Origin of the sequence: Roseibium litorale, assembly GCF_014842915.1 — a bacterium.
Classification (GTDB): Bacteria; Pseudomonadota; Alphaproteobacteria; order Rhizobiales; family Stappiaceae; genus Roseibium; species Roseibium litorale.
This window is the reverse complement of the sequence record NZ_JACYXI010000006.1, coordinates 50,800-71,524: the sequence shown is the minus strand read 5'-3', so window position 1 is coordinate 71,524 and position 20,725 is coordinate 50,800. Positions and strand designations below refer to the sequence as shown.

22 protein-coding genes and 1 tRNA gene are annotated in these 20,725 nt (G+C 60.5%); 9 read left to right on the top strand and 14 right to left on the bottom strand.

The features are described from left to right. Nucleotides 1–155 precede the first annotated feature (155 nt). From IG616_RS10755 to tsaD, 7 genes are all read right to left on the bottom strand, one after another. Nucleotides 156–1,325 carry a M20 aminoacylase family protein gene (locus IG616_RS10755; protein ID WP_192148162.1) on the bottom strand — a complete coding sequence of 390 codons (1,170 nt, stop codon included), beginning with the start codon at nt 1,323–1,325 and terminating at the stop codon, nt 156–158. 147 nt (nt 1,326–1,472) lie between these two features. After that, nucleotides 1,473–2,132 (bottom strand): class I SAM-dependent methyltransferase, encoded by a 660-nt coding sequence (locus tag IG616_RS10750; protein ID WP_192148161.1) that lies wholly within the window; start codon nt 2,130–2,132, stop codon nt 1,473–1,475. Then, on the bottom strand, nt 2,133–2,558 hold the full coding sequence (locus IG616_RS10745) for an EVE domain-containing protein (protein WP_192148160.1): 426 nt from the start codon (nt 2,556–2,558) through the stop codon (nt 2,133–2,135). Beyond that, on the bottom strand, nt 2,559–2,849 hold the full coding sequence (locus tag IG616_RS10740; protein WP_192148159.1) for a YciI-like protein: 291 nt from the start codon (nt 2,847–2,849) through the stop codon (nt 2,559–2,561). A gap of 112 nt (nt 2,850–2,961) precedes the next feature. Continuing rightward, nucleotides 2,962–3,969, bottom strand: a complete 1,008-nt coding sequence (locus IG616_RS10735) for an NAD(P)H-dependent glycerol-3-phosphate dehydrogenase (protein ID WP_192148158.1) — start codon at nt 3,967–3,969, stop codon at nt 2,962–2,964. Then, the gene (locus IG616_RS10730; RefSeq protein WP_192148157.1) at nt 3,966–4,463 is read right to left on the bottom strand and encodes an NUDIX domain-containing protein; all 498 of its coding nucleotides are present in this window, start codon (nt 4,461–4,463) and stop codon (nt 3,966–3,968) included. Before IG616_RS10730 ends, IG616_RS10735 begins: the two co-directional genes overlap by 4 nt. Nucleotides 4,464–4,541: 78 nt before the next feature. Then, the gene (gene tsaD, locus IG616_RS10725) at nt 4,542–5,612 is read right to left on the bottom strand and encodes a tRNA (adenosine(37)-N6)-threonylcarbamoyltransferase complex transferase subunit TsaD (protein ID WP_192148342.1); all 1,071 of its coding nucleotides are present in this window, start codon (nt 5,610–5,612) and stop codon (nt 4,542–4,544) included. 143 nt (nt 5,613–5,755) lie between these two features. Here tsaD and hemC point away from each other — a divergent pair, with 143 nt between their 5' ends. The 5 genes from hemC to IG616_RS10700 all read left to right on the top strand — a co-directional run bounded on the left by hemC (nt 5,756) and on the right by IG616_RS10700 (nt 11,461). Then, nucleotides 5,756–6,679, top strand: a complete 924-nt coding sequence (gene hemC, locus IG616_RS10720; RefSeq protein ID WP_192148156.1) for a hydroxymethylbilane synthase — start codon at nt 5,756–5,758, stop codon at nt 6,677–6,679. Nucleotides 6,680–6,681: 2 nt separating this feature from the next. Beyond that, nucleotides 6,682–7,389 (top strand): uroporphyrinogen-III synthase, encoded by a 708-nt coding sequence (locus IG616_RS10715; RefSeq protein WP_192148155.1) that lies wholly within the window; start codon nt 6,682–6,684, stop codon nt 7,387–7,389. 133 nt (nt 7,390–7,522) lie between these two features. Continuing rightward, nucleotides 7,523–9,274, top strand: a complete 1,752-nt coding sequence (locus IG616_RS10710) for a COG4223 family protein (RefSeq protein ID WP_192148154.1) — start codon at nt 7,523–7,525, stop codon at nt 9,272–9,274. Nucleotides 9,275–9,351: 77 nt separating this feature from the next. After that, nucleotides 9,352–11,187: a heme biosynthesis HemY N-terminal domain-containing protein gene (locus IG616_RS10705; RefSeq protein ID WP_192148153.1), complete on the top strand. Its 1,836-nt coding sequence runs from the start codon at nt 9,352–9,354 to the stop codon at nt 11,185–11,187. Nucleotides 11,188–11,385: 198 nt separating this feature from the next. Then, nucleotides 11,386–11,461: transfer RNA gene (locus IG616_RS10700), tRNA-Thr, on the top strand. 288 nt (nt 11,462–11,749) lie between these two features. Here IG616_RS10700 and IG616_RS10695 read toward each other — a convergent pair. Next, entirely contained in the window at nt 11,750–12,328 is a 579-nt protein-coding gene (locus tag IG616_RS10695) for a hypothetical protein (RefSeq protein WP_192148152.1), read from the bottom strand. A 347-nt stretch (nt 12,329–12,675) separates the two neighbouring features. Between IG616_RS10695 and IG616_RS10690 the strand changes: the two genes are divergently transcribed. After that, the gene (locus IG616_RS10690) at nt 12,676–13,503 is read left to right on the top strand and encodes a response regulator (protein WP_209007443.1); all 828 of its coding nucleotides are present in this window, start codon (nt 12,676–12,678) and stop codon (nt 13,501–13,503) included. A 71-nt stretch (nt 13,504–13,574) separates the two neighbouring features. Here the strand turns inward: IG616_RS10690 and IG616_RS10685 are convergent, their stop codons facing one another. The 3 genes from IG616_RS10685 to IG616_RS10675 all read right to left on the bottom strand — a co-directional run bounded on the left by IG616_RS10685 (nt 13,575) and on the right by IG616_RS10675 (nt 14,975). Further along, nucleotides 13,575–13,976 (bottom strand): curlin, encoded by a 402-nt coding sequence (locus IG616_RS10685; protein ID WP_246476196.1) that lies wholly within the window; start codon nt 13,974–13,976, stop codon nt 13,575–13,577. A gap of 50 nt (nt 13,977–14,026) precedes the next feature. Further along, the gene (gene csgH, locus IG616_RS10680) at nt 14,027–14,437 is read right to left on the bottom strand and encodes a curli-like amyloid fiber formation chaperone CsgH (RefSeq protein WP_192148151.1); all 411 of its coding nucleotides are present in this window, start codon (nt 14,435–14,437) and stop codon (nt 14,027–14,029) included. A gap of 103 nt (nt 14,438–14,540) precedes the next feature. Further along, nucleotides 14,541–14,975 carry a curlin gene (locus IG616_RS10675; protein ID WP_192148150.1) on the bottom strand — a complete coding sequence of 145 codons (435 nt, stop codon included), beginning with the start codon at nt 14,973–14,975 and terminating at the stop codon, nt 14,541–14,543. Between the two features lie 257 nt (nt 14,976–15,232). Here IG616_RS10675 and IG616_RS10670 point away from each other — a divergent pair, with 257 nt between their 5' ends. Further along, the gene (locus tag IG616_RS10670; RefSeq protein ID WP_209007442.1) at nt 15,233–16,375 is read left to right on the top strand and encodes a CehA/McbA family metallohydrolase; all 1,143 of its coding nucleotides are present in this window, start codon (nt 15,233–15,235) and stop codon (nt 16,373–16,375) included. Nucleotides 16,376–16,618: 243 nt separating this feature from the next. Continuing rightward, nucleotides 16,619–17,290 (top strand): ZinT family metal-binding protein, encoded by a 672-nt coding sequence (locus tag IG616_RS10665; RefSeq protein ID WP_192148148.1) that lies wholly within the window; start codon nt 16,619–16,621, stop codon nt 17,288–17,290. Between the two features lie 9 nt (nt 17,291–17,299). Here IG616_RS10665 and IG616_RS10660 read toward each other — a convergent pair whose 3' ends face one another. Then, nucleotides 17,300–18,004, bottom strand: a complete 705-nt coding sequence (locus IG616_RS10660; protein WP_192148147.1) for a YukJ family protein — start codon at nt 18,002–18,004, stop codon at nt 17,300–17,302. Nucleotides 18,005–18,230: 226 nt separating this feature from the next. Here IG616_RS10660 and IG616_RS10655 point away from each other — a divergent pair, with 226 nt between their 5' ends. Next, nucleotides 18,231–19,055 carry a hypothetical protein gene (locus tag IG616_RS10655; protein ID WP_192148146.1) on the top strand — a complete coding sequence of 275 codons (825 nt, stop codon included), beginning with the start codon at nt 18,231–18,233 and terminating at the stop codon, nt 19,053–19,055. A 27-nt stretch (nt 19,056–19,082) separates the two neighbouring features. Here IG616_RS10655 and IG616_RS10650 read toward each other — a convergent pair whose 3' ends face one another. Both IG616_RS10650 and IG616_RS10645 read right to left on the bottom strand, forming a co-directional pair. Next, complete coding sequence (locus IG616_RS10650) at nt 19,083–19,865, bottom strand: crotonase/enoyl-CoA hydratase family protein (protein ID WP_192148145.1); 783 nt, start codon at nt 19,863–19,865, stop codon at nt 19,083–19,085. After that, nucleotides 19,862–20,722: a hydroxymethylglutaryl-CoA lyase gene (locus IG616_RS10645; RefSeq protein ID WP_192148144.1), complete on the bottom strand. Its 861-nt coding sequence runs from the start codon at nt 20,720–20,722 to the stop codon at nt 19,862–19,864. The genes IG616_RS10650 and IG616_RS10645 overlap by 4 nt, the downstream gene beginning before the upstream one ends. Nucleotides 20,723–20,725: the final 3 nt, after the last annotated feature.

Sequence of the window (20,725 nt, the reverse complement as noted above, 5' to 3'; positions counted from 1 at the left end):
GCCTTGATATTTATGACAGTTTTACAACTGCCGATAGACGTGGTTATTTCATGATTAATGACGCTACGTCAGTTCGAGTGAATAATATCTTAAATTAATCAATGGGTTCTAGGCGGGCCGCAGGAAGGTTCCATGCGGCCTGCCGGAAAGGATCACTACCGGGCCGGTAGAGCCGTCTCGATGAGTTTCACCCAGAAGGACGAGCCGATGGGGATGAGATCGTCATTGAAATCGTAGAGCGGATGATGAAGTCCTGCGCTGTCGCCATTGCCCGCGAAGATAAAGGCGCCGGGACGTTCTTCCAGCATATAGGCGAAGTCTTCGCCGCCCATCATCGGCTCGACATTCCGCTCGACGCGGTCGGGACCGGCGACGCTCTCGGCAATTTCGACAGCAAAATCAGTCTGGCTGTCGTGGTTGACGGCGACCGGATATCCGCGCTGGAACTCCAGCTCGACCCCTGCGCCGAACGCCTCTGCGATGGAAGTCACGACTGCCTTGAAGCGCTCTTCCGCCTGAGCGCGAATGGCGCCGTCCAGCGTGCGAATGGTGCCCTGAAGCCGGGCTTCCTGCGGAATGACGTTGAAGGAGTTACCTGCCTGAAAGGCGGTAACGGAGACCACGACGGACTGCAGCGGATTGACGTTCCGGCTTGCGATGGATTGCAAAGCCGCGACCACATGGGAGCCGATGACAATGGGGTCGATGGTGTTATGCGGCTTGGCTGCATGGCCGCCCTTGCCCTTGATCGTGACGACAAATTCGTCCGTCGCGGCCATGATTGCGCCCTTGCGGATGGCGAATTCGCCGACCGGTATGCCCGGCATGTTGTGCATGCCATAGACCTCGTCAATCGGCCAGCGGGTCATCAGGCCGTCGTCGATCATGGCCTTTGCCCCCGCTCCGCCTTCTTCCGCGGGCTGGAAGATCACAACGACAGTGCCGTCGAAGTTCCGGGTTTCAGCGAGATACTTGGCAGCGCCCAGCAACATGGCCGTGTGACCGTCATGGCCGCAGGCGTGCATCTTGCCCGGAGTTTTGGAAGCATAGTCCTTGCCGGTGATTTCCTCGATCGGCAAGGCGTCCATATCGGCGCGAAGGCCGATGGTCTTGCCCGCGCCGCCGTTCTTGCCCCGGATCACACCCACGACACCAGTCCGACCGATGCCGGTCGTCACTTCATCAAGGCCAAAGCTTTCCAGAAGTTCGGCGACCTTCGCGCTGGTGCGGTGGGTTTCATACAGAAGTTCCGGATGCTCGTGAAAGTCACGCCGCCAGATTGCGATCTCGTCCTGAAGGTCGGCAAGACGATTGAGAATGGGCATCGGTCGCTCCTTGAAGCCGTACGGGAAGCATGTTGTGGCGGCCCAAAAGAGCCGCAAGTCAGGTGCAGACTAGCGGATTGAATGCAGAGGAAAAAGGTCCGGCGCGCGCAATCCCTGGTCCTGGCGGAATTTTGATCATACCGCCTGTTATCGGGGCAAGAGTCTGTAGACGCTCGACTTTTTGATTTCCGCGTCTTCCAGCGCACCGACCACGGGGACCGCATAGGTTGCCAGAAGTTCCAGCCTTTCCCTGGGCAGATAGGATCTGCCGGGGTCGCCGACATAGACCTTCGTGCCCTTGGCCTGCAGCCTGTCCGCAAAGGCCAGAACTTTCAGCGCCATGGGCTTGTCGTAGAAGACATCGCCGAAGAAGGCGAGGTCCACATCAGGCGCGGGACCTGACGTGATGTCTTCAGTCGAAAAGCTGACGGCCACATTGTTCAGCGCGGCGTTTAGCTCGCCAGCTGTCTTGGCGAAGCGGTCGATGTCGACGGCGGAACAGCTGGCAGCGCCCGCCATCATGGCGGCGATGCCGACAATGCCGGAGCCGGAGGCGAAATCGAGAATCCGCTTGCCCGCGACCATGCCGGGATTGTCCAGAATGTGCCGGGCGAGGGCCTGACCGCCAGCCCAGGCAAAGGCCCAGAACGGCGGCGGCAGGCCTATCTCGCCCAGCTCGTCTTCGGTGCATTGCCAAAGATCCATGGCTTCATCGGCCAGATGCAGGCGGATTTCCTCCGCATGCGGCACTGGTTTGATGCGTGTCTGGGTCCGGATGAAGTGAGCAGGATCTTTGACTGGGTCCATTTAGGCAGGGTCTTTAAGGCCGCCCATCTCGCACACAATGCGCCATTCTTCTTCCGTCACAGGCTGGACGGACAGACGCATGGAGGTGACGAGGGACATTTCGGAGAGGCGCGGTTCAGCCTTCACATCGGCCAGGGTGACCGGCTTGGGCATGTCGCGGACGGCGCGGAAGTCAACGCATTCCCAGCGCGGATCGTCGGTCTTGGGATCCGGATGAATCCCGCTGCACACTTCGACGATGCCGACGACTTCCTTGCCGATGTTGGAGTGATAGAAAAACGCCTTGTCGCCGATTTCCATCGCCCGCATGTTGTTCCGGGCCTGATAGTTGCGGATGCCGTCCCAGGGTTCACCTTCAGCGCCCTTGGCCTTCTGCTGTTCCCAGGACCATTTGTCCGGCTCGGACTTGATCAGCCAGTAACGCACTTACTTCGCCTCCGGGTTCTTCACGGCCCAGTTCCAGGCGCGGATTTCAACGGACGCAAAAAGGCCTGCCTTGGCATAGGGGTCCCGGTCCGCGATGGCCTGAGCAGCCGCCTTGTCCGCTGCGTCTACAATCACCAGCGACCCGGCCATATTGCCATCATCATCCAGGAAGGGTCCTGCGGCCTTCAGGCTATCACCGAGGCCTTTGAGGAATTCAATATGCGCCGGGCGGTTGTCCAGGCGGAGCTGAAGGGCGCCGGGCTTGTCGGTGCAAAGGAAAGCAAAGAGCATTGCGGTCTCCATGTTGAGTTGGCGCACTTTAGAAGCAGGCAGCCCGCAAACTCAATCGGGAAAGATTTTTCGCGCAGATATGTGCGTGACGGCCGCGCGAATGCGGGGGAAATCAGGCCCCGGCGCTTTCGGATTTCAGCGGCCTGGACATCAGCGCCGTGATCGCCTCATCAATGGAGAGTTTACCGGAGATCAGCTGAGCCACCGTGGTGGAAATGGGCAGATCCACCTTCAGCCGCTCGGCAAGTTCCACCGCTATGCGGGCTGAGTGAGCTCCCTCCGCCAGCTTGCCGCCTGAGGCAATGAGGTCTTGGGCCGTCTTACCGCGGCCAAGCTCTATGCCGAAGGAGAAGTTGCGGGACTGGGGTGTCGAGCAAGTAAGTACGAGGTCGCCGAGGCCAGAGAGGCCGGTGAGCGTGTCCTGCTTGGCACCCATGGCAAGACCCAGGCGGGTGAGTTCTGCGAAGCCGCGTGCGGTGAGAGCGGCTTGCGCGCTGGCGCCAAGCTTGCGGCCGACCACCGCGCCACAGGCAATGGCCAGCACGTTCTTGAGCGCGCCGCCAACCTGCACACCGATGAGGTCGGTCGAGGTATAGGGCCGGAAGGCCTGGGAGGCCATGGCGCGCGAAAGGCTGTCGGCCTTCTCCTGAGTTCCGGCCGCAATCGTGACCGCAGTTGGCAGACCCTTGGCGACGTCATCGGCAAAGCTGGGGCCTGACAGCAGCGCAGGCTGTGCGTCCGGCAGTTCCTCGGCCATCACTTCCGTCAGAAGCTTGCCGCTGCCCTGCTCGATGCCCTTGGCGCAGAGCACGACCGGAATATTTGGGCGCAGGTGTGGTTTCAGAGCAGCCAGCATTGCGCGGGTGGTCTGGGCCGGGGTCACCAGAAGGATGGCATCCATGGCGGCAAAATCGGCCAGTTCGCTGGTGGCGCGAACCTCTTCATCAAAGGTGATGCCAGGCAGATAGCGGCTGTTCTGCTGGCGGGAGCGGATGTCGGACACGGTGCCCGGATCCCGTGCCCACAGGGTCACGTTCCGCCCGGCGCGTGCTGCTGTCAGAGCCAGCGCGGTTCCCCAGGCGCCGCCACCGGCAACGCCGATTCGCTCGACAGATGTCATGCCGTTCCTCCTGATATCCGTGCCCGAAGAGCTTCGAGCGGATCGCTGAAAAACGAAAAGAAGGCATCCGGACGGTTGAGTTCCTCACCGAAGAGATCAAGCCAGAACAACCGGAACCGGATCGGGTCGCCGCCATTGCTGGGCGTCATTTCGAAATGCTCCCACTCTTCCTTCGGGATCCTATCAATCTTCGCATGGAAGAGCTTGCGGATATGCCGGCCACGCAGGGGCTGATCCGGCGGCGTCTGGCACTGAGGATGGTCCTTCAGCGTTTCAAAGGGAATGTCCTGACTGGCGAAATGTTCGAAGGCCGTGTCCAGAACGAGGCCGGTTTCCTCGATGAACTCGCGGCGGGCGCCGATCAGATAGCTTTCACCCGGATCAATGGTGCCGCCCGGAATCTGCAGGGCGACTTCCGGGTGATCCGGTTCGCTGAAGACCAGCAAGCGGGACCCGCAGGTGAGATAGACATAGGCCTTGTGGTAAATCTTCATCACCGAATCCGTTTCTTGCTGGATGCGGTTATCCCTATCAAGTCTGGCAGCAATGCGGAACCGGGTGTGAATGGACGCTCAGACCTTGGCGCCTTTTTTCCCAGAGCCCAGAACACTGCCGGAAATCTGGTCCAGAGGCCAGCGTGGGCGCGGAGACAGGTTCATGTCATCGACAGGACCAAGGCGCAGACGCTCGATCCCGGCCCAGGCGATCATCGCTGCATTGTCCGTGCACAGCCGCATGGGCGGGGCAACAAAACGGGCGCCTGCCTGCTCTGCGGCTTCCGTTAGGGCGCTGCGGATTTCCTGATTGGCTGCCACACCGCCGGCAACGACGATGGCAGGCTGAATGTCCGGATAACGCTCGCGGAACAGGTCCAGCGCGGTGCGGGTGCGGGCGGACAGGACGCCTGCGACGGCCTTCTGGAAGGCGGCGCACAGGTCAGCGACGGTCTGGTCGTCCACGGGCTCCAGCTTCTGGGCCTGTGTGCGTAGTGCGGTCTTGAGGCCTGCGAAAGACATGTCGAGACCGGGACGGTCCAGCAGCGGGCGGGGCAGGCGGAACCGGTTCGGATCGCCCTTGCGGGCCATCTGTTCCACCGCCGGGCCGCCGGGATAGGGCAGGCCGAGAAGCTTTGCTGTCTTGTCGAAGGCTTCGCCGATGGCATCGTCAATGGTGGTGCCCAGGCGCTCGTAGTCGCCGATGCCGCGCACCATCAGAAACTGGCTGTGGCCGCCGGAGACCAGCAGCAGCAGGAAGGGGAAGCCGAGGTCGTCGGTCAGCCGCGCTGTGAGCGCATGACCCTCCAGATGATTGACCGCGATCAGCGGCTTGCCAGCCGCCATGGCGATGGCCTTGGCTGTCATCAGGCCGACAATCACCCCGCCGATCAGGCCGGGGCCCGCCGTTGCTGCAATGGCATCTATGTCATCGAAGCTGCACTTGGCTTCCGCAAGAGCTTCCGCGACAATACGGTCGAGCACCTCGATGTGGGCGCGGGCTGCGATTTCCGGCACAACGCCGCCGAATTCGGTGTGTTCGTCGATCTGGGAGCGGATAACGTTGGACAGGATTTCAGGCGAAGCCGGACCCCGGACCACGGCGGCGGCGGTCTCGTCACAACTCGTCTCTATGCCCAGAACGGTCAGCGACTGCATGTCGCATTGGGTTTCGGCGGAATTCATTCTTGCTTCTGCATTGGCCATTGCAAGCCAAGGGCCTATCATCTACCGAGCAAAAAGTCGTCACGTTTCTTGGCCCGTCCGGGTCCGAATTTCTGGGAATTGAGTTCTTGGCTTCCAAACTTATCCGTATCGGTACGCGCGGCAGCGCTCTCGCCCTCGCTCAGGCTCATGAGACCCGCAGCCGTCTGATGGCTGCTCATGATCTTCCCGAGGAGGCGTTCGAGATCGTCGTGATCAAGACCTCTGGTGATCAGATCCAGGACCGTCCGCTGTCGGAAGCCGGTGGCAAGGGGCTGTTCACCAAGGAGATCGAGGAAGCCATGCTGGATGGCCGCATCGATCTGGCGGTTCATTCGTCCAAGGACATGCCGACCGTTCTGCCCGATGGTCTGGGTCTCACAGCCTTTTTGCCGCGTGAAGACGTGCGCGATGCCTTCCTGTCGCCAAAGGCCAAGACCCTGACCGACCTGCCCCAGGGCGCGGTGGTCGGGTCCAGCTCTTTGCGCCGCCAGGCGATGATCAAGCGCCTGCGTCCGGACATCGAAGTGGTCATGTATCGCGGCAACCTGCAGACCCGGCTGAAGAAACTGGCAGAAGGCCAGGTGGATGCGACGCTGCTGGCTTATGCAGGTCTGCGCCGCCTTGGCCTTGAGGAGCATGTAACCAGTCTGCTGAATACGGATGACTTTCTGCCGGCCGTCGGTCAGGGCGCCATCGGCATTGAAAGCCGCCTGGACGATGAGGAAACGCTGGAGCTGCTCGCGCCGATCCATGATGCAGATACGCAGTTCCGGCTGGATGCGGAGCGGGCCTTCCTGGCTGTTCTTGACGGATCCTGCCGCACGCCGATCGGTGGTCTGGCGACCATCGAGGGCGGCAAGCTGCATTTCCGCGGCAAGGTGCTGAAGCCGGACGGGTCAGAGGTGCATGAAATTGTCCGCGAGGGCTTTACCTCTGATGCGCTAATCATTGGCCGTGAGGCGGGGCTTGCGCTGAAGGACCTGGCCGGACCGAATTTTCTGGCAGGCTGACCATGCGGTTTCTCGTGACCCGGCCTGAGCCTGACTGCACGCGCACAGCGGGCAAGCTTAAGGCCTTGGGCCACGAGGCACTTTTGGCGCCCATGCTGGAGTTCGTCTCAGCGGTACCCGCCAGGTTCGACCTTGCGGGTGTTGGAGCGCTTGCGGTGACAAGCGTGCGCGCCGCCGCCTGCCTTGCCGCACATCCTCAGCTCCAGGCGCTTCGCAAACTGCCGGCCTACGCTGTCGGGGGCCGCACGGCGTCTGCCTTGCGGGAGGCCGGTTTTTCTATGGTTTCTTCTGCGGACCGGGATCTTGAGGCCCTGGCGGAGCTGATCGGAGCAGAAGTCTCCGGCGCGACCGTGCTTTATCCGGCAGCGGAAGACCGGGCGGGAGATCTGGAAGGCGCGCTTGCCGCCAAGGGGCTGAGCTGCCGGGTCGAGGTGGTCTACCGGATGGCGCCGCAAGGAGATCTGCCGGAAGAAAGCATCAGGCAGCTGAAGGCGGGTGGTGTCGATGCGGTTCTGATTTATTCGGGCCGTACTGCTGAAATTTTCAAGGACGCGCTGCACAGGGCTGGACTGGCGTCTCTGCTGCCTCATATGCGGATTATCGGAATTTCGCGGCAATCGGTGAGCGTATTTCACGACCTTGCCTTGACCGGTCATGCACCGCACCCAACTGAAGAAGCATTGCTGACGTTAGCCTTAAGCGGGAATTAACCCGAAGCAGGCGAGTCGTTGGTCTCGCACCGCGAAAAAGACCTGCCGTATCAGGTTCCCGTCGCGGCGCCAGTGTGTATGGTAGGAATGAAGACGGCTGGCTTGCTCCAGCGACAGGTTGAGGAGACGCACGATGGCAACGGACAAGGACGCGGCAGGCACCGGAACCGGACCCAAGGCTTCCGGAACTGAGAAGCCCGCAGCCACCAAGTCTGCGGGGACGGCATCTTCGACTTCAAGCGCGGCCTCTGCAGGCAAGCGCCCGGTGACAATCGACCTGAAGGCAGAAGCTGTCGCTGGCGGCAAGGCTGCTGCCGGTTCGCAGACCTCTGCGACGGGGCAGGGAGCCGCTACGGCGGGTGCAAAGGCTCAGGCAACCACTTCCTCTTCCCCCTCTTCGGCTGCCAAGCCCGCGGCCCCCGGCGCAGCGATGACATCTGTTCCGCCAACCTCCGGCGACAAGAGCGCAGGTGCCCCCAAGGCCGCCGCTACGGAGCCGGAAAAGACTGTGGCAGGCGAGAAACTCGCTGCTGCCGTTGCAGGTGAGGCAGGCAAGGGCACCAGTGCGTCTTCTTCAACGGCATCCGCCTCCTCCGGGGCGTCGTCCAGCAGCAGCGGTAGCAGCTCTGGTAGCGGATCGTCTGCTTCTTCGGGTTCAGCCACCAAACCGTCTGTGGCCACTGCCTCTACCGGTGAGCAGGGCAGTAGCGTTGTGGCGATGATCTCTGCCGGTCTGTTCGGCGGTCTTGTCGTTTTGGCTGGTGCCTATGGGCTTCATTCCGCCGGTGTTCTGAAGTTTGGCAGCGGCGCGGACGAGCGTGTCGATGCGGTTCTGTCGCGCGTCGCCGGGCTTGAAGAAAAGGTTCAGGGTCTCGAGACCACTGGTGCGGCAGTCAGCGAAAATGCAAAGAAGCTGGATCAGCTTCAGGAAAAGATTGAAACCGTCGACAACGCCAGCCGTGGCGCCGTGTCCGGTCTTGAAAGCGCACTTGGCGAGCTGCGCAGCAGCATTAGCCAGGCGGGTGGTGAAGCTCAGGCATTGGCACCGCAGGAAGCTGGCGCTGCGCAGCCTGCAGAGACGGCAAGCGCGCCCGCAGCCGATCTTTCGGCTCTTGAAAGCCGCATTGCCAGTGTCGAGACGCTTGCAAAGGCAGCCCAGGCGGCTGTTGCCTCCTCGGATGCGGCCACAAAGGCCATTGCCGACAGCCAGGCCAAGCTTGGTGAGACAGTGTCCGGTCTTTCCGCCAGCCTGAAGTCGTCCTCGGATGAACAGAATTCAGCTCTCTCCGGTCTCAAGGGCGAAATCGAAGCGCTGAGCGCCCGGGTTGCAGCTGTCGAAAAGACCATGGGGGATGCTACGGCGCGGGAAGTGGCCGCGCGGGCGCTCTCCGTTTCCGCGCTCCGGTCTGCTGTGGACTCCGGCCAGCCGTTCGAAACGGAACTGGCAGCAGTGAAGGCAGGTCTGCCGGAGGGAACGGACCTCTCCGCACTTGATGCTTATGCGGCAAAGGGGCTTGAATCGCGGACTGCCCTGATCGCGGAATTCCCGGGTGTTGCCCGCCGTATGTTTGACGCGTTCAGTGCGCCGGAGCGCTCTGGCGATATGCTGGACAACCTGCTCTCGGGTGCCAAGTCGCTGATCGCGGTCCGTGGGCCGGGAGATGCGGATGGCACTGGTCCGGAGGCCGTGTTGCGGCGGATGGAAGATGCCGTTGCCAAGGGCGATCTGGAAGCCGCTGTCGCGGAGTTTCCGTCTCTTCCGGAGGCGGCAAGAACCATCGGTGAGCCCTGGGTCAGCAAGACCAAGGCGCGCATCGCTGCCGACAAGCTGACGGCGGAAGCCACCCAAGAGCTCCTTTCCGCACTCGGCAAGAAGAGCAACTGATTTCAATTCCGCCGGCATCTTGCCGGCGGCTGTTTTCTGTCCGGCGTTGAGCGCCGGTTGACCTGGGAGCGAGAAACATGGTCCGCGTCCTGATCTTTTTTGGTCTCCTCTTCGTTGTTGCGGCGGGGTTTGCCTGGATGGCGGATTTGCCCGGCGTCGTCACCATCAGCTGGGCTGGCTATGTCTGGGAGCGTCCGCCCGTGGTGGCGGCCCTACTTCTGGCCATCGTGCTGATCGCCTTCCTGCTGGTTGTCTGGCTGATCCTGAGCATTCTGCGTTCGCCGAAGATTGCCTCGCGCTTCTTCCGCCGCCGCCGCAAGGACCGGGGCTACACGGCTCTGTCCAAGGGCCTGATCGCGCTTGGCGCAGGCGATGTGAAGCAGGCGCGGAAATTTGGCCAGGAAGCGGAAAAGCTACTGCGGCATGAGCCTGCGGCCCAGCTGCTTCTGGCGCAAACCGCCCAGTTGTCGGGCAAGGATGATGAGGCACGGGCCCGGTTCGAGGCGATGCTCGACAATCCGCAGACCCGTGCGCTGGGCCTCCACGGCCTCTTCGTCGAGGCTGAGCGGCAGAACGAGCCGGTGGCAGCCCTTCACTATGCTCAGGAAGCGGTGAAGGAAGCGCCGAAGCTGGAGTGGGCCGGGAAGGCCGTGCTCGGCTATCAGGCGATTGCGCTGCGCTGGGAAGACGCCCTTCAGACGCTTGAGCGAAACTACACCTCCAAGCTGATCGGCAAGAAGACCTACCGGCGGCACAAGGCCGTCGTCCTGACCGCGCTTGCCCAGTCTCTGGAAGATGGTGAGCCTGACCGCGCCTTTGCACTCGCCAAGGAAGCGCACAGCCTCGCGCCTGATCTGGTGCCTGCTGCCGTGGTCGCCGCCCGTCTTGCCACCCGCAAAAATGAAATCCGCAAGGCTGCCAAGATCATCGAAACCTCCTGGAAGGTCTCGCCGCATCCGGACCTTGCCGAAGCCTATGCCCACGTGCGCACGGGGGATTCCGCTGCCGACCGGTTCAAGCGGGTCAAGGCACTTGATGCCATGCGGGCCAACACCATGACCGGGGCTCTGGCCGTGGCCAAGGCTGCGCTTGAGGCCCGCGAATTCGCTGACGCCCGTGAGCAGTTGAAGACTGTGCTGCAGGCTGAGCCATCCCGGCAGGCCTTCCTGCTGATGGCCGAACTGGAAGATGCAGAGACCGGTGACCGTGGCCGCATGCAGGAGTGGCTGGCCCGCGCGGTCCGTGCTCCGCAGGATCCGGCCTGGGTTGCCGATGGCATTGTCTCGCGCGAGTGGCAGGCGGTGTCTCCCGTCACCGGGCGGCTTGATGCCTTCGTCTGGCAGGTTCCGGCAGGACTGGAAGAAGCCAATGGCGGTCCTGTTCTGGAAGAGGCCTTGTTTGAAGCGCCCGCGCTTTTGAAGGCGCAAGTGGTCACGGTGCCGGTGGGCAAGTCCGATGGGCCGCGTGTGGAGCCGGATGCGGAAAAGCCTTCCTCCGCGAAGAAGGATACGCCTGCCGGGGCTGAGGTGATTGACGTTGTCAGCACCAAGCCGGGCGAGCCATCTGTCTCTGACGCGGCTATTGCAGAGAAACCTGAGGCCGCGAAAACCGTTGCCGAGGATTTGCCTGAGCCTGAGGGCTACGAGGGCACGACTGACGACGTGAAGTTCATGAAACGTCCTCAGGATCTGACTTCTCCGCCAGCCGCGCCGTCAACTGATGCAAAGCCTGCGGCAACGCCCAAGGAAAAGACGCCTGAGGCTGCTGCAAAAAAGCCGGCGGCCAAGGCAACAGAGGCTAAGGAAGAGCTGGATAAGCCGATCGCGTTTCCTCTGGGGCGCATGCCGGATGATCCGGGCCTGGACGAAGAGGAAGAGCCGGAGGCCGTGCCGAAGCCGCGCTTCTTCAACTGATCTTGCAAGGGGCGGGTGCAGGTTATGTGCCCGTTCCCTTCTGACTTTTGAAGCGCCTGAGAAGGTTCTTCAACAGCGCGAGCGAGAAGGCTCTTGCATAAGGCGGCTTGCTCCGCTATCTAGCCCCCACTCTGACGCTTCGCCGCGCCGGGGACCGGTTGCCGCCTTGGCACCCGGCCGGACACCAAAGTCCGATTAGCCGCTGTAGCTCAGTTGGTAGAGCACGTCATTCGTAATGATGGGGTCGTAGGTTCGAGTCCTATCAGCGGCACCACTTTCGGGCGCTGAGTCCAGCTTATCAGCTCGTTTTGGATAATCAATTATATGTATCCCGGTCAGCCCGGATCAAAGCGACGTCGGTCAGTACGCCTGTCAGGAAATGCCTAACACGCTTAGATCTGGGCGCATCGTGAGAAATTCAGCGGTACGTTGCTGGATCCGGGATGTCGTCCAAAGTCCGCTGGACGTCCGGTCAAATTCGCATCTGGCACATCTGGAAACCGGATTTCTGCCCCGGAAACCAGATGCCTTGCGAAGTGAAATCAAGAACGATAGCTGGCAATCAGCCGCAGAATTCCCGGTGCTCCCGGTATCCGTACCGGATACAGTGCTGAGCGAGCTTTCGCCTGTTATTGCCGAACTTGGCTCTGAGATCGCTGTACCGATTCGCATATGCTGCGGCGTTGAACTTTGCATTGGACCGGCCTTCCTTTGCACCGTGCAACAAGAAATGGTCCAAAGCTTTCCGTTCATCCATGCTAATCGCCCGAATGAGATCGCCGTATCCAGCTACGTAAACCAACCCGTCAAAGGTGATATCCCGGCCCTCGTCGCAGCCATATTCCTCAAAGTGCTTCCGCCCCCGTGCTGGGTTTCTACCGAATGCCTTGGCGAGATCTGAGTAGGAGGCTATATAGAGAAGGGCATAAGTATCGTCCTTCATATCATCAATAATGTCGCGGCAGCGCCGGGGCAGATAGCGTTGCGCAACAATTGATTCTTCGTTGCCTGTGGCGGCGCCGGTTACCTCTCCGGCCGTCAAGTAACCGGCCGTCAAGTAAGACGCGTCAACTTGCGTGGGAGCGCTCAAGCCGAAGGACAGAACGATTATGAGCGCAAAAACGATTTTCGAAAAATTCATTATAGGGTTTCCCCGTCGTTTTTCCATTATCCGTCTGGCGCCAGGCCAGCTGTCATTTTTATAGCTAACCTCTCAGCGGCGCTGATTCCATCTTTGCCTCACTTGGAGGAAAAGAGACCGCCATACCCAACGAACAAACGCTCTCGCACTGCTCTGTTGTATCAGGCTTATGTGGCTGTATTAAATGTATTTTCTTACTTAATTCCTTTCTGGGTTGATCGTCTTCCGTAAAGAAACGATTCATCCTCCATAAATGGTTATTTTATAAATTGTGTTTTTTATCAGTGTTGTTCTTTACCTGGAGTGGTTTTCGGGGAAAGAGGTGAGGAACTGCAGGGACCCAGACAATGCTACACAAAATGATTCGCGCGCTTGTCGCCGATGACAGCGCCGTGGCGCGGGAAGTCGTCAAAGACGGTATCAAGCTGCTCGGCTCCAAAAGATATTTCGATGTGACCATCGCCGAAAACGGCCAGCAGGCGCTGAACATTTTACAGAGCAAGCCTGTTGATATTGCGTTTGTCGATGTGAACATGCCCGGGGCCAGCGGGCCGGAAGTTGTTGCTGCGATGCAGCAGACACAATCCAAGGGCTGCACGTCAGTGGTCATGTCTTCCAGCTTGAATGCGCGGGTGGAATCGGTTCTGAAGGAATTCGGCGCCTATCACTTTCTGCAGAAGCCGTTCAGGGCGGAAAATGTGGCGGAGATCATTTCCAGCTACATCACCATGAATGAATGCTATCCGGTTCTGATCGTCGATGATTCCGCAACCATGCGGAAATTGACCCGCAAGATCCTTGAGACAAGCCGGTTCGATTTCGAGATCTCGGAGGCGGACAGCGCGGAGACGGCCTTGCTGGCCATCAAGACTGGCAAGTTCAGAATGGTGATTACGGACTTCAATATGCCTGGGGCTGATGGTCTGGAATTGGCGGGCTCTATCCGCGAGCTGTCCAGCAAGATCGCCATCTACATGATGTCGACCAATGACACGACCTATCTGGAGCGGTCGGCGGCTTTTATCGGCATCGATGGATTTTTGAAGAAGCCCTTCAATGCGGGCGACATTGACGCCCTGATGCACAAGCTGCTGGGGCTGGACGATCCGCGCTTCGGGAAGGTGCGGGATGTCTTCAGCTTCCTGGAGCGGGAACGGTTGAAGACTGGGTCCTGAGATTTCTCCGTTTTTGACAGAATGCGGAGGAGCAGGCGATTGCGCCTGCCTTGCTGGTTCCGGATTAAGGCTTACCAGCCGAACTGAAAGGTTGTTCCCGTGGCGCCGTTGCCGGACTGGGAAACTTGGGCATTGGTGTTCCGCCCAAACTGGAACAGGCCATAGGCATTGTTGTTGCCGGACTGGCTGACCGTGCCGTTGTGGCCGGAGCCTTCCTGATGAACGATGCCGGCATTGCCGGACCCAAGCTGGCGCAAGCCTGCCGAGTTGCCCGTGCCGCGCTGGCGGATGCCGCTGCCCTGAATTTCATTGACGAGCCCATAGACCATCAGCCCGGCGCGCATGACCTGCTCCTGCTCGGCCGACTGGGGTGCGATGCTGATCGAGAAGGTTCCGCCGGCATTGGCGTTGCCTGCCGCCAGGGGCAGAGCGATTGCCGCAAGGGCGAGGGTGCGCATCGTGAGGGTTTTCATAGGACTATCTCCTTGTGATCTTCGGATCTGAACCGGGATCAGATCTGGGATCAGATCCGGCCGCCGATGGTTTCGTTGCAGTGGTAGTTGACGGTGCCGATGGTGACCTGAAGACGGGCGTCGTAGATGCCGTCCCGCGAGAGCATGAGCTGGCCGAGCGGAGCGCGGCCTGTGGCCGGAATGTTGGCTTCTCCGCCCTGCGAGATATCCGTCTTGTTGCTTCCCGCGCCGCCCGTGACGGACAGGCGGTATGAGGCTGTCTGCGGGCCTTTGGCGCCGCCGGGCAGTTTTGCATAGGCGGTGACATGGATCACTCCGCCTTCGGTGCTGGTCTCCAGGGTGCAGGCAGCCGGGCTGCTTTGTGTGCCGGAAACCGGGGTGGCTGCTGACAATCCGCCCGCAGCGAAGAGCGCGAGTGTGCCGGTAAGGCCAGCTGCGATTGTGAGAGGGGCGATACGCATGATCTGTTTCCTTGTCTGAAGCCTTTCAGGCGGAAGCTATGCCGGGTTGCGTGTGGCGGCGGCAGCCTGTGCCGCCAGCTTCACGCAAAGGGCCTGTGAGCGGTCACGGGCAGGTCTGGACGAAGGCTGCGACATTGCCGCTGCCGTTCTGGGACACGTTGGCGCTGCAGCCGCTGCCGACCTGAACGCCGGCGGCAATATTGCCGTTGCCGTCCTGTGTCAGGATGGAGGTGTGACCGGTCCCGAACTGACCAACGCCAGCGGCATTGCCGTATCCGTTCTGCCAGGTGGTGGAGGCATGATGAGAGCCTTCCTGACCGGTGGCTGCGGTGTTGTTGCCGCCATACTGGTGGCTGATGGCATTGTTCCAGTGGCCGGACTGATACATGCCGATCAGGTTGTTGAAACCGGACTGGTTGCCGCCAGCCGAATGGCCGTAGCCGAACTGTTCGATGTGGATGCCGCCTGCCATGGCGGGAGCAGATGCAATGCCGATAACGAGAGCGGCAACGGTTCCGATGAGTGCCTTGCGGGTCATTTCAATTCTCCTGTCTGGGTCAGCGGGGTCGCTGTGTTGAAGACAGGATGAACCTAGCAACGGCGTCCGGAACCCTGCCTGAACCTGGTGTTCAGGTGCCGTTCATCGCGATTTTGAGGGGACGAGGAGAGGCCGCATTTCCCAAAAAACGCTTGGAATGCTATGCGGTGGCAAATTTGATCTGGGCTGGAAAGCGAACCGGGATAAAGGCTTCCGGAATGGCTTCCAGCGATCTGACTGAAAGCGGGAGTGCGAGAATGAGTGAGACCGGCGTGGCAGCAAGACCTGACTATGCGCCCAAGATTCCGGCGTCTCTTGATCCTGTTGCAGGTTTCGAGCAGGGCGTCTGGGTTAAGGGGGATTGGCATCTTCATTGCTGTCACAGCACGGATTCGACCAACAATTCCGTTGGCAAGATCATCGGCTTCGCGGAGCGGCACGGTTTTGATTATCTCGTGATCACCGATCACGACGTGCATGTGCAGGGAGATGTGGCGAACCACACCTGGGCCGATCCGGAATACACGTCTGAAAAGCTTCTGCTGTTCTACGGCGGTGAGCTGACCGCCGCGCGCGGGCATATCAATATCCTGTCTGCCGAGCCCTATGATCATCAGCGGGTGTTCGACGCCCGGGATGCGCGCGACTGGAACCTGCTGGCGCTCAAGAAAGAGCTCGGCATTCACATGTCGGCCAATCACCCCAGCACGAAGAACCATTACGGCTATTCCTTCGACCTGGCCGATTCGGTTGAGATATGGAACGGTTCCACCTGGCCCAAGAACATTCCGGGGGTGCGCATCTGGGACGACATGCTGTTGTCCGGGCGCATGCTGGGCGCGCGCGGTGGCAGCGACGCGCACCATGGTGTTCCCGACAGGCCGGAGCTGACGACACCCAACACGCCGGAAGCGACCGCGAATTATGTCGGCACGCCAACGACCTGGATCTTTGCCCGAGAGAGGACCAAGGACGCCATTCTTGAGGCTCTGGTGCAAGGCCGGGCAACGGTCAGCGCCAATCCGTTCAACCCGCGGGTCGAGCTCTATGCGGATCTGGATGGCGATGGCCGGATGGACATGATGATGGGCGACAATGCCAAGCCGACGGGCGCTGCCATCACTTTTGAGGTCCGGCTTGTCGGCGGGGGCATCAAAGGCGCTGTCTACCGGGTCAAGGTGGTGAAGAACCGCCAGGACTTCGTGACCTTGCTGACCGATCCGGAAACCCAGACCGTCCGTTTCAGCGATACGCCGTCTCCCGACGGAAGAAGCTACTACCGCGTCGAGGTGGAGGGGCCGCAATCCACCTATCCGGAGGTCCCCAATTCCATGGCGCTCAGCCAGAACATGATCGGCCTCTCCAACCCGATCTATTTCAACTACGACCCGGAGTTTTGAGGGGGAGGCTGGCCCCCGATCCTGGCGCCTTGCTCCAGATCCCGAGGACAGTTGACCCTACCTGGATTCCATCCCTATCAAGCCGCCGGTTCCCCGGCGGCTTTTTGGTTTCGGGCGGTCAAATTTATCCCGCCAGAATCTTCGGAGACCTGTTGCCAGCCCGGGAGTGATGAGCTAGATCGAATGCGTTATGTAATAACGTAACTAAATCCCGCTCACCGGCAACCAGTTGAGGTTCCAGACATGCCTTTCGCGATCACCAGACACATTGGCGCACTCGCACTCACGTCCCTGCTTCTTTGCGGAACGCAAGCACTTGCTCAGGACAGCAAGTCCAAGGATCACGATCATTCGCACAGCCATTCCCAAGCTCATGGGTCAGACAAGGTCTACAAGGGCTATTTCGAGGATAGCCAGATCCAGGAGCGGCCGCTTTCCGATTGGGAAAATGACTGGCAGTCCGTCTATCCCTACCTTCTCGAAGGCACGCTTGACCCGGTCATGGCGCACAAGGCCGAACATGGGGGAAAGACCGCAGAGGAATACCGTCAATATTACCAGATTGGCTACAAGACGGACGTCGACCGCATCGTGATCAAGGACGGCTCGGTGAGTTTCTTCAGGGGAAACGAGGTTCTCAAAGGCGACTATGTTCCGGACGGCTATGAGATCCTGACCTACAAGGCCGGAAACCGCGGTGTCCGTTATGTCTTTAAGAAGACGGGTGGCGATGAGGCCGCGCCGGAATTCATCCAGTTCAGCGATCACAAGATTGCCCCGGAGACTGCCGATCATTACCACCTTTATTGGGGAGACGACCGGGCTGCGCTTCTGGAGGAAGTGACCAACTGGCCGACCTACTACCCGTCGTCCCTGAATGGCAGCGAGATCGTTCAGGAGATGCTGGCGCATTGACTTTGAAGGTCAGCTATTCCGGATCTCATCTTCGGCCCTAGCCTTGGAAACCCGGCGGTGATGCGGCGGGTTTCCTGTTTCCGGATCCGTCACCCAGCTTTGGGATTGGAAGGCCAGAAAGATGCCGGTCCATTTTCCGGTTTCTTCTGAATGGATCAGAAGCCCGCCATCCTGGTTGGGGCCATTGTCCTTCAGGTGCTTGCCAGTGGAGCCCTGGTTCATATGGATGTTGTGCAGCCCGTTGCCGGGTGAAAAGCCGAAATAAAGATCCGGCTTGCCACGCTCCGGTCCCCAGCTTTCCCCAAAGGCATAAAAGGTGAGGTGATGGTCTTCGTCGATGGCCTGGCGGGTGAGGGACTCCAGAACGTCACGCAGATCATTCCCGGGGCCTGACCGCTGGCAGGGGGCGACCTGCATGTCTTCCCGCGTCAGGAAGCCTCCGCGCACATAGTCCAGCGCCAGCTGCGGGTTGTCCTCTGCAATGTCCGTCATTCCCTCCGGAAGAGCGAGCAAGACCGGCAACATGGGATGCTGGAAATCCCGGTTGACGGCAAATAGCAGATCATGCGGCGGCTGCTGCGATCGGATGTTGACGGCGATGCGATAGCTGGTCCAGCCAGCTTCTACACGGATTTCAATGTGAGGAATGTCGTCATCGTCCAGGGTCAAATCAGAAGCCTTTCCCTTCAACAAGCAATAGTTTCTGATCGGCATGCGTGCGTCTTTCCTTCGGCCTTGATGCGGACACTGATACCGGATGCCCAGGGTGCCATGATAGACTTCTTTGCTTCCCGGCTGCGCCGGCTTCCGCCTTACGCTGGTCTTGCCTGATAGACCTCTATGACTGTAGCGGCGGGACAGCTTGACCGGCTGGTTGCAGTGGTTTCAAAATTCGCAAGTCATCGCGAATCACGCGGGTTGGCTTGAACCCGGAGGAAACATGGGCAAGACAGCAAGACTGGAACTGCTCCGCCGGATGGTCCCCATGGCTCTTCTCGTCCTTGGGATCACTGGCGGCTTTACCTTTCTTTCGCCGATAAGCGCGCTTTTGTGCGTGATGGCGGCTGTCGGCGTCTATGCGGCGATGCCCAGGCCCAAGGTGCCTGCCGGCGCATTGAGACCCGGACAGCTGCTGCCTACACCCATGATCGATCTGGCGGGTTTTCTGGTCGGCGTTCCGCTATTTTGCCTGGGGTTTCTTGGTGCGGCATTGGGAGGAGGCGGCGCGGCGGTCATGCTGGTGCTTCTGATTCCCGCCTGCCTGAGCTTCTTTGTCTTCATGGTCGCAATCCGGCAGGAAACCTCATGGGTGCGGTTCTTCGGCAACGGCTTTGAGGTGACCCAACTGGGGATGAAGATCCGGATCAGGTATGAGGATCTGGGAGCCGTGCGCTTGCGCGAAGTGCGCACCCGCAGCGGTCTGGCCGGTATGCTGTCAGCCATGTTCATCCATGACCGGCGGCGGATCGAGATGCTGGCCAATGCACATGAGACGACGACGCTGAATTTCGTCACGCGCGGCGGTACGCAATTCGCGTTCTCATCCGAAATGATTCCGGATCTGCAACGGGTGTTGATCGGTCTCGACCGTGCAGGGGTGGACCTGCCCCAGAACCTCAGCGACCGGCAGAGGGAAAAGATTCGCCGGACCCGGGAGCGCCTTTATGGCAAGCCGGAGGGGACGAATACGGAACAGCTGGATGTTGCCCGGATTGCCAACACCGTGCGGCTGTTCCATGAACGCCGGAACAGGCAGCGCCGTTAGACCAAGGCTCCGGGTGCAGAGGCGGCCTCAAGCCCAGGAAGGCTTGCGTTTCTCAAAGAAGGCCTGAATGCCTTCCTGCGCTTCCGGGGTCTCCCAGGTATCTGCAAGACGGCGTATCGTGTCCTCAATCACATCGACCGAAATCGCCGGGCCAAGCGATCTGGCCAGAGCCTTGGAGGCCGCCACTGCGGCGGGGGCAGCGGAGAGATAGGGCTTCACTTCGGCTTCCACCGCTGCATCCAGATCTGCTTCGGAGACGACCCTTGCCACGAGGTCCAGGTCCCGCGCTTCTTCTGCTCCGAAGAGCCTTGCGGACATGAACACGCGCCGCGCCTTGCCTTCGCCCATGCGGGCAAGGACATAGGGGCTGATGGTGGCGGGGATCAGCCCGAGTCGGGTTTCCGTCAGGCCGAACTTGGCCGTCTCAACGGCAATCACCGTGTCGCAGACGCTCATCATGCCGATGCCGCCGCCAAAGGCCTGCCCCTGGACCCGGCCAATCAGAGGCTTCGGCAGCTCGTTCAGGTCGCGCAGCATATGCGCCAGCTTCTGTGCCTCCACCATGCGGGTCTGACGGTCCGCATCAAACTGTTCCCGCATCCAGCCAAGGTCACCGCCCGCGCAGAAGCTGGCGCCTGCACCGGTTAGAACCACCACGCGCACGGCCGGATCGCTGCCCAGCTCCGCGGCAGCATGGGTCAGCTCATCGATCATCCGTGCGGACAGGGAATTGTGCTTGTCAGGACGGTTAAGAGTGAGGGTCGCAACGCCGCGCGCATCCGTGGCAATGGAAATCGTCTCGTAGGTCATGCGTCAGCGCTCCTAAGCGACAAGGCGAAGCTGGCGGCAGCGGCAAGCTTCTCCATGTTCAGGCCGGTCTCATATCCCTTGGCAGTCAGCAGACGGGCGACCGCTTCCGTCGCCACATTCCCCTTCGCGCCGGGAGCATAGGGGCAGCCACCCAGACCGCCGATGGCGGCATCGAACGTGCGCAGGCCCTTGTCGAGGCTCACTTCGATGTTGGCAAGCGCCTGACCCTTGGTGTCGTGATAATGCCCGGCAACATGCTTTGCCGGAACCTCGGCCAGCACCGCGTCCAGCATCCGTCCTATGGTCTCGGGTGTACCCGCACCAATGGTATCGCCGAGGGAGATTTCATAGCAGCCCAGGTCGAACAGGATCTTAGCCACCTTGGCAACGGCCTCCGGCGGGGTGGGGCCATCGTAGGGACAGTCGGTCACGCAGGAGATATAGCCGCGCACCGGGATATGGTCCTTGTGGGCCTTCTCGATCACTGGCTTGAACCGCTCGATACTCTCCGCCACGGAGCAATTGATGTTCTTCTTTGAGAAGCCTTCCGAGGCGGAGCCGAAGACGGCGATCTCGTCGGCGGACACGCGCTTGGCAGCGGCATAGCCGGTGGCGTTCGGGGTCAGGGCGGTGTAGCAGACCGCAGGATGGCGGTAGATGCCTTCCATCACCTCAGTGGCATCGGCCATCTGGGGCACCCATTTCGGGCTGACGAAGCTGGTAACCTCGATCTTGCGGAAGCCGCATTCGGTCAGCATGTCGACCAGCCGGATCTTGTCAGCGGTCGGCACGAAGGTCTTTTCGTTCTGCAGCCCGTCGCGCGGACCCATTTCGAAGATGGTGACGAAGTCGCTCATCCT

Bases quoted from the DNA above. Each gene is read 5' to 3' on its own strand.
- IG616_RS10670 (WP_209007442.1), top strand. From the start codon at position 15,233: ATGAGTGAGACCGGCGTGGCAGCAAGACCTGACTATGCGCCCAAGATT.
- IG616_RS10675 (WP_192148150.1), bottom strand. From the start codon at position 14,975: ATGACCCGCAAGGCACTCATCGGAACCGTTGCCGCTCTCGTTATCGGC.
- IG616_RS10645 (WP_192148144.1), bottom strand. From the start codon at position 20,722: ATGAGCGACTTCGTCACCATCTTCGAAATGGGTCCGCGCGACGGGCTG.
- IG616_RS10705 (WP_192148153.1), top strand. From the start codon at position 9,352: ATGGTCCGCGTCCTGATCTTTTTTGGTCTCCTCTTCGTTGTTGCGGCG.
- IG616_RS10735 (WP_192148158.1), bottom strand. From the start codon at position 3,969: ATGACATCTGTCGAGCGAATCGGCGTTGCCGGTGGCGGCGCCTGGGGA.
- IG616_RS10755 (WP_192148162.1), bottom strand. From the start codon at position 1,325: ATGCCCATTCTCAATCGTCTTGCCGACCTTCAGGACGAGATCGCAATC.
- IG616_RS10665 (WP_192148148.1), top strand. From the start codon at position 16,619: ATGCCTTTCGCGATCACCAGACACATTGGCGCACTCGCACTCACGTCC.
- IG616_RS10655 (WP_192148146.1), top strand. From the start codon at position 18,231: ATGGGCAAGACAGCAAGACTGGAACTGCTCCGCCGGATGGTCCCCATG.
- IG616_RS10695 (WP_192148152.1), bottom strand. From the start codon at position 12,328: ATGAATTTTTCGAAAATCGTTTTTGCGCTCATAATCGTTCTGTCCTTC.
- IG616_RS10650 (WP_192148145.1), bottom strand. From the start codon at position 19,865: ATGACCTACGAGACGATTTCCATTGCCACGGATGCGCGCGGCGTTGCG.
- IG616_RS10715 (WP_192148155.1), top strand. From the start codon at position 6,682: ATGCGGTTTCTCGTGACCCGGCCTGAGCCTGACTGCACGCGCACAGCG.
- IG616_RS10750 (WP_192148161.1), bottom strand. From the start codon at position 2,132: ATGGACCCAGTCAAAGATCCTGCTCACTTCATCCGGACCCAGACACGC.
- IG616_RS10730 (WP_192148157.1), bottom strand. From the start codon at position 4,463: ATGAAGATTTACCACAAGGCCTATGTCTATCTCACCTGCGGGTCCCGC.
- IG616_RS10685 (WP_246476196.1), bottom strand. From the start codon at position 13,976: ATGAAAACCCTCACGATGCGCACCCTCGCCCTTGCGGCAATCGCTCTG.
- IG616_RS10690 (WP_209007443.1), top strand. From the start codon at position 12,676: ATGCTACACAAAATGATTCGCGCGCTTGTCGCCGATGACAGCGCCGTG.
- IG616_RS10660 (WP_192148147.1), bottom strand. From the start codon at position 18,004: ATGCCGATCAGAAACTATTGCTTGTTGAAGGGAAAGGCTTCTGATTTG.
- IG616_RS10710 (WP_192148154.1), top strand. From the start codon at position 7,523: ATGGCAACGGACAAGGACGCGGCAGGCACCGGAACCGGACCCAAGGCT.
- IG616_RS10740 (WP_192148159.1), bottom strand. From the start codon at position 2,849: ATGCTCTTTGCTTTCCTTTGCACCGACAAGCCCGGCGCCCTTCAGCTC.
- csgH (WP_192148151.1), bottom strand. From the start codon at position 14,437: ATGCGTATCGCCCCTCTCACAATCGCAGCTGGCCTTACCGGCACACTC.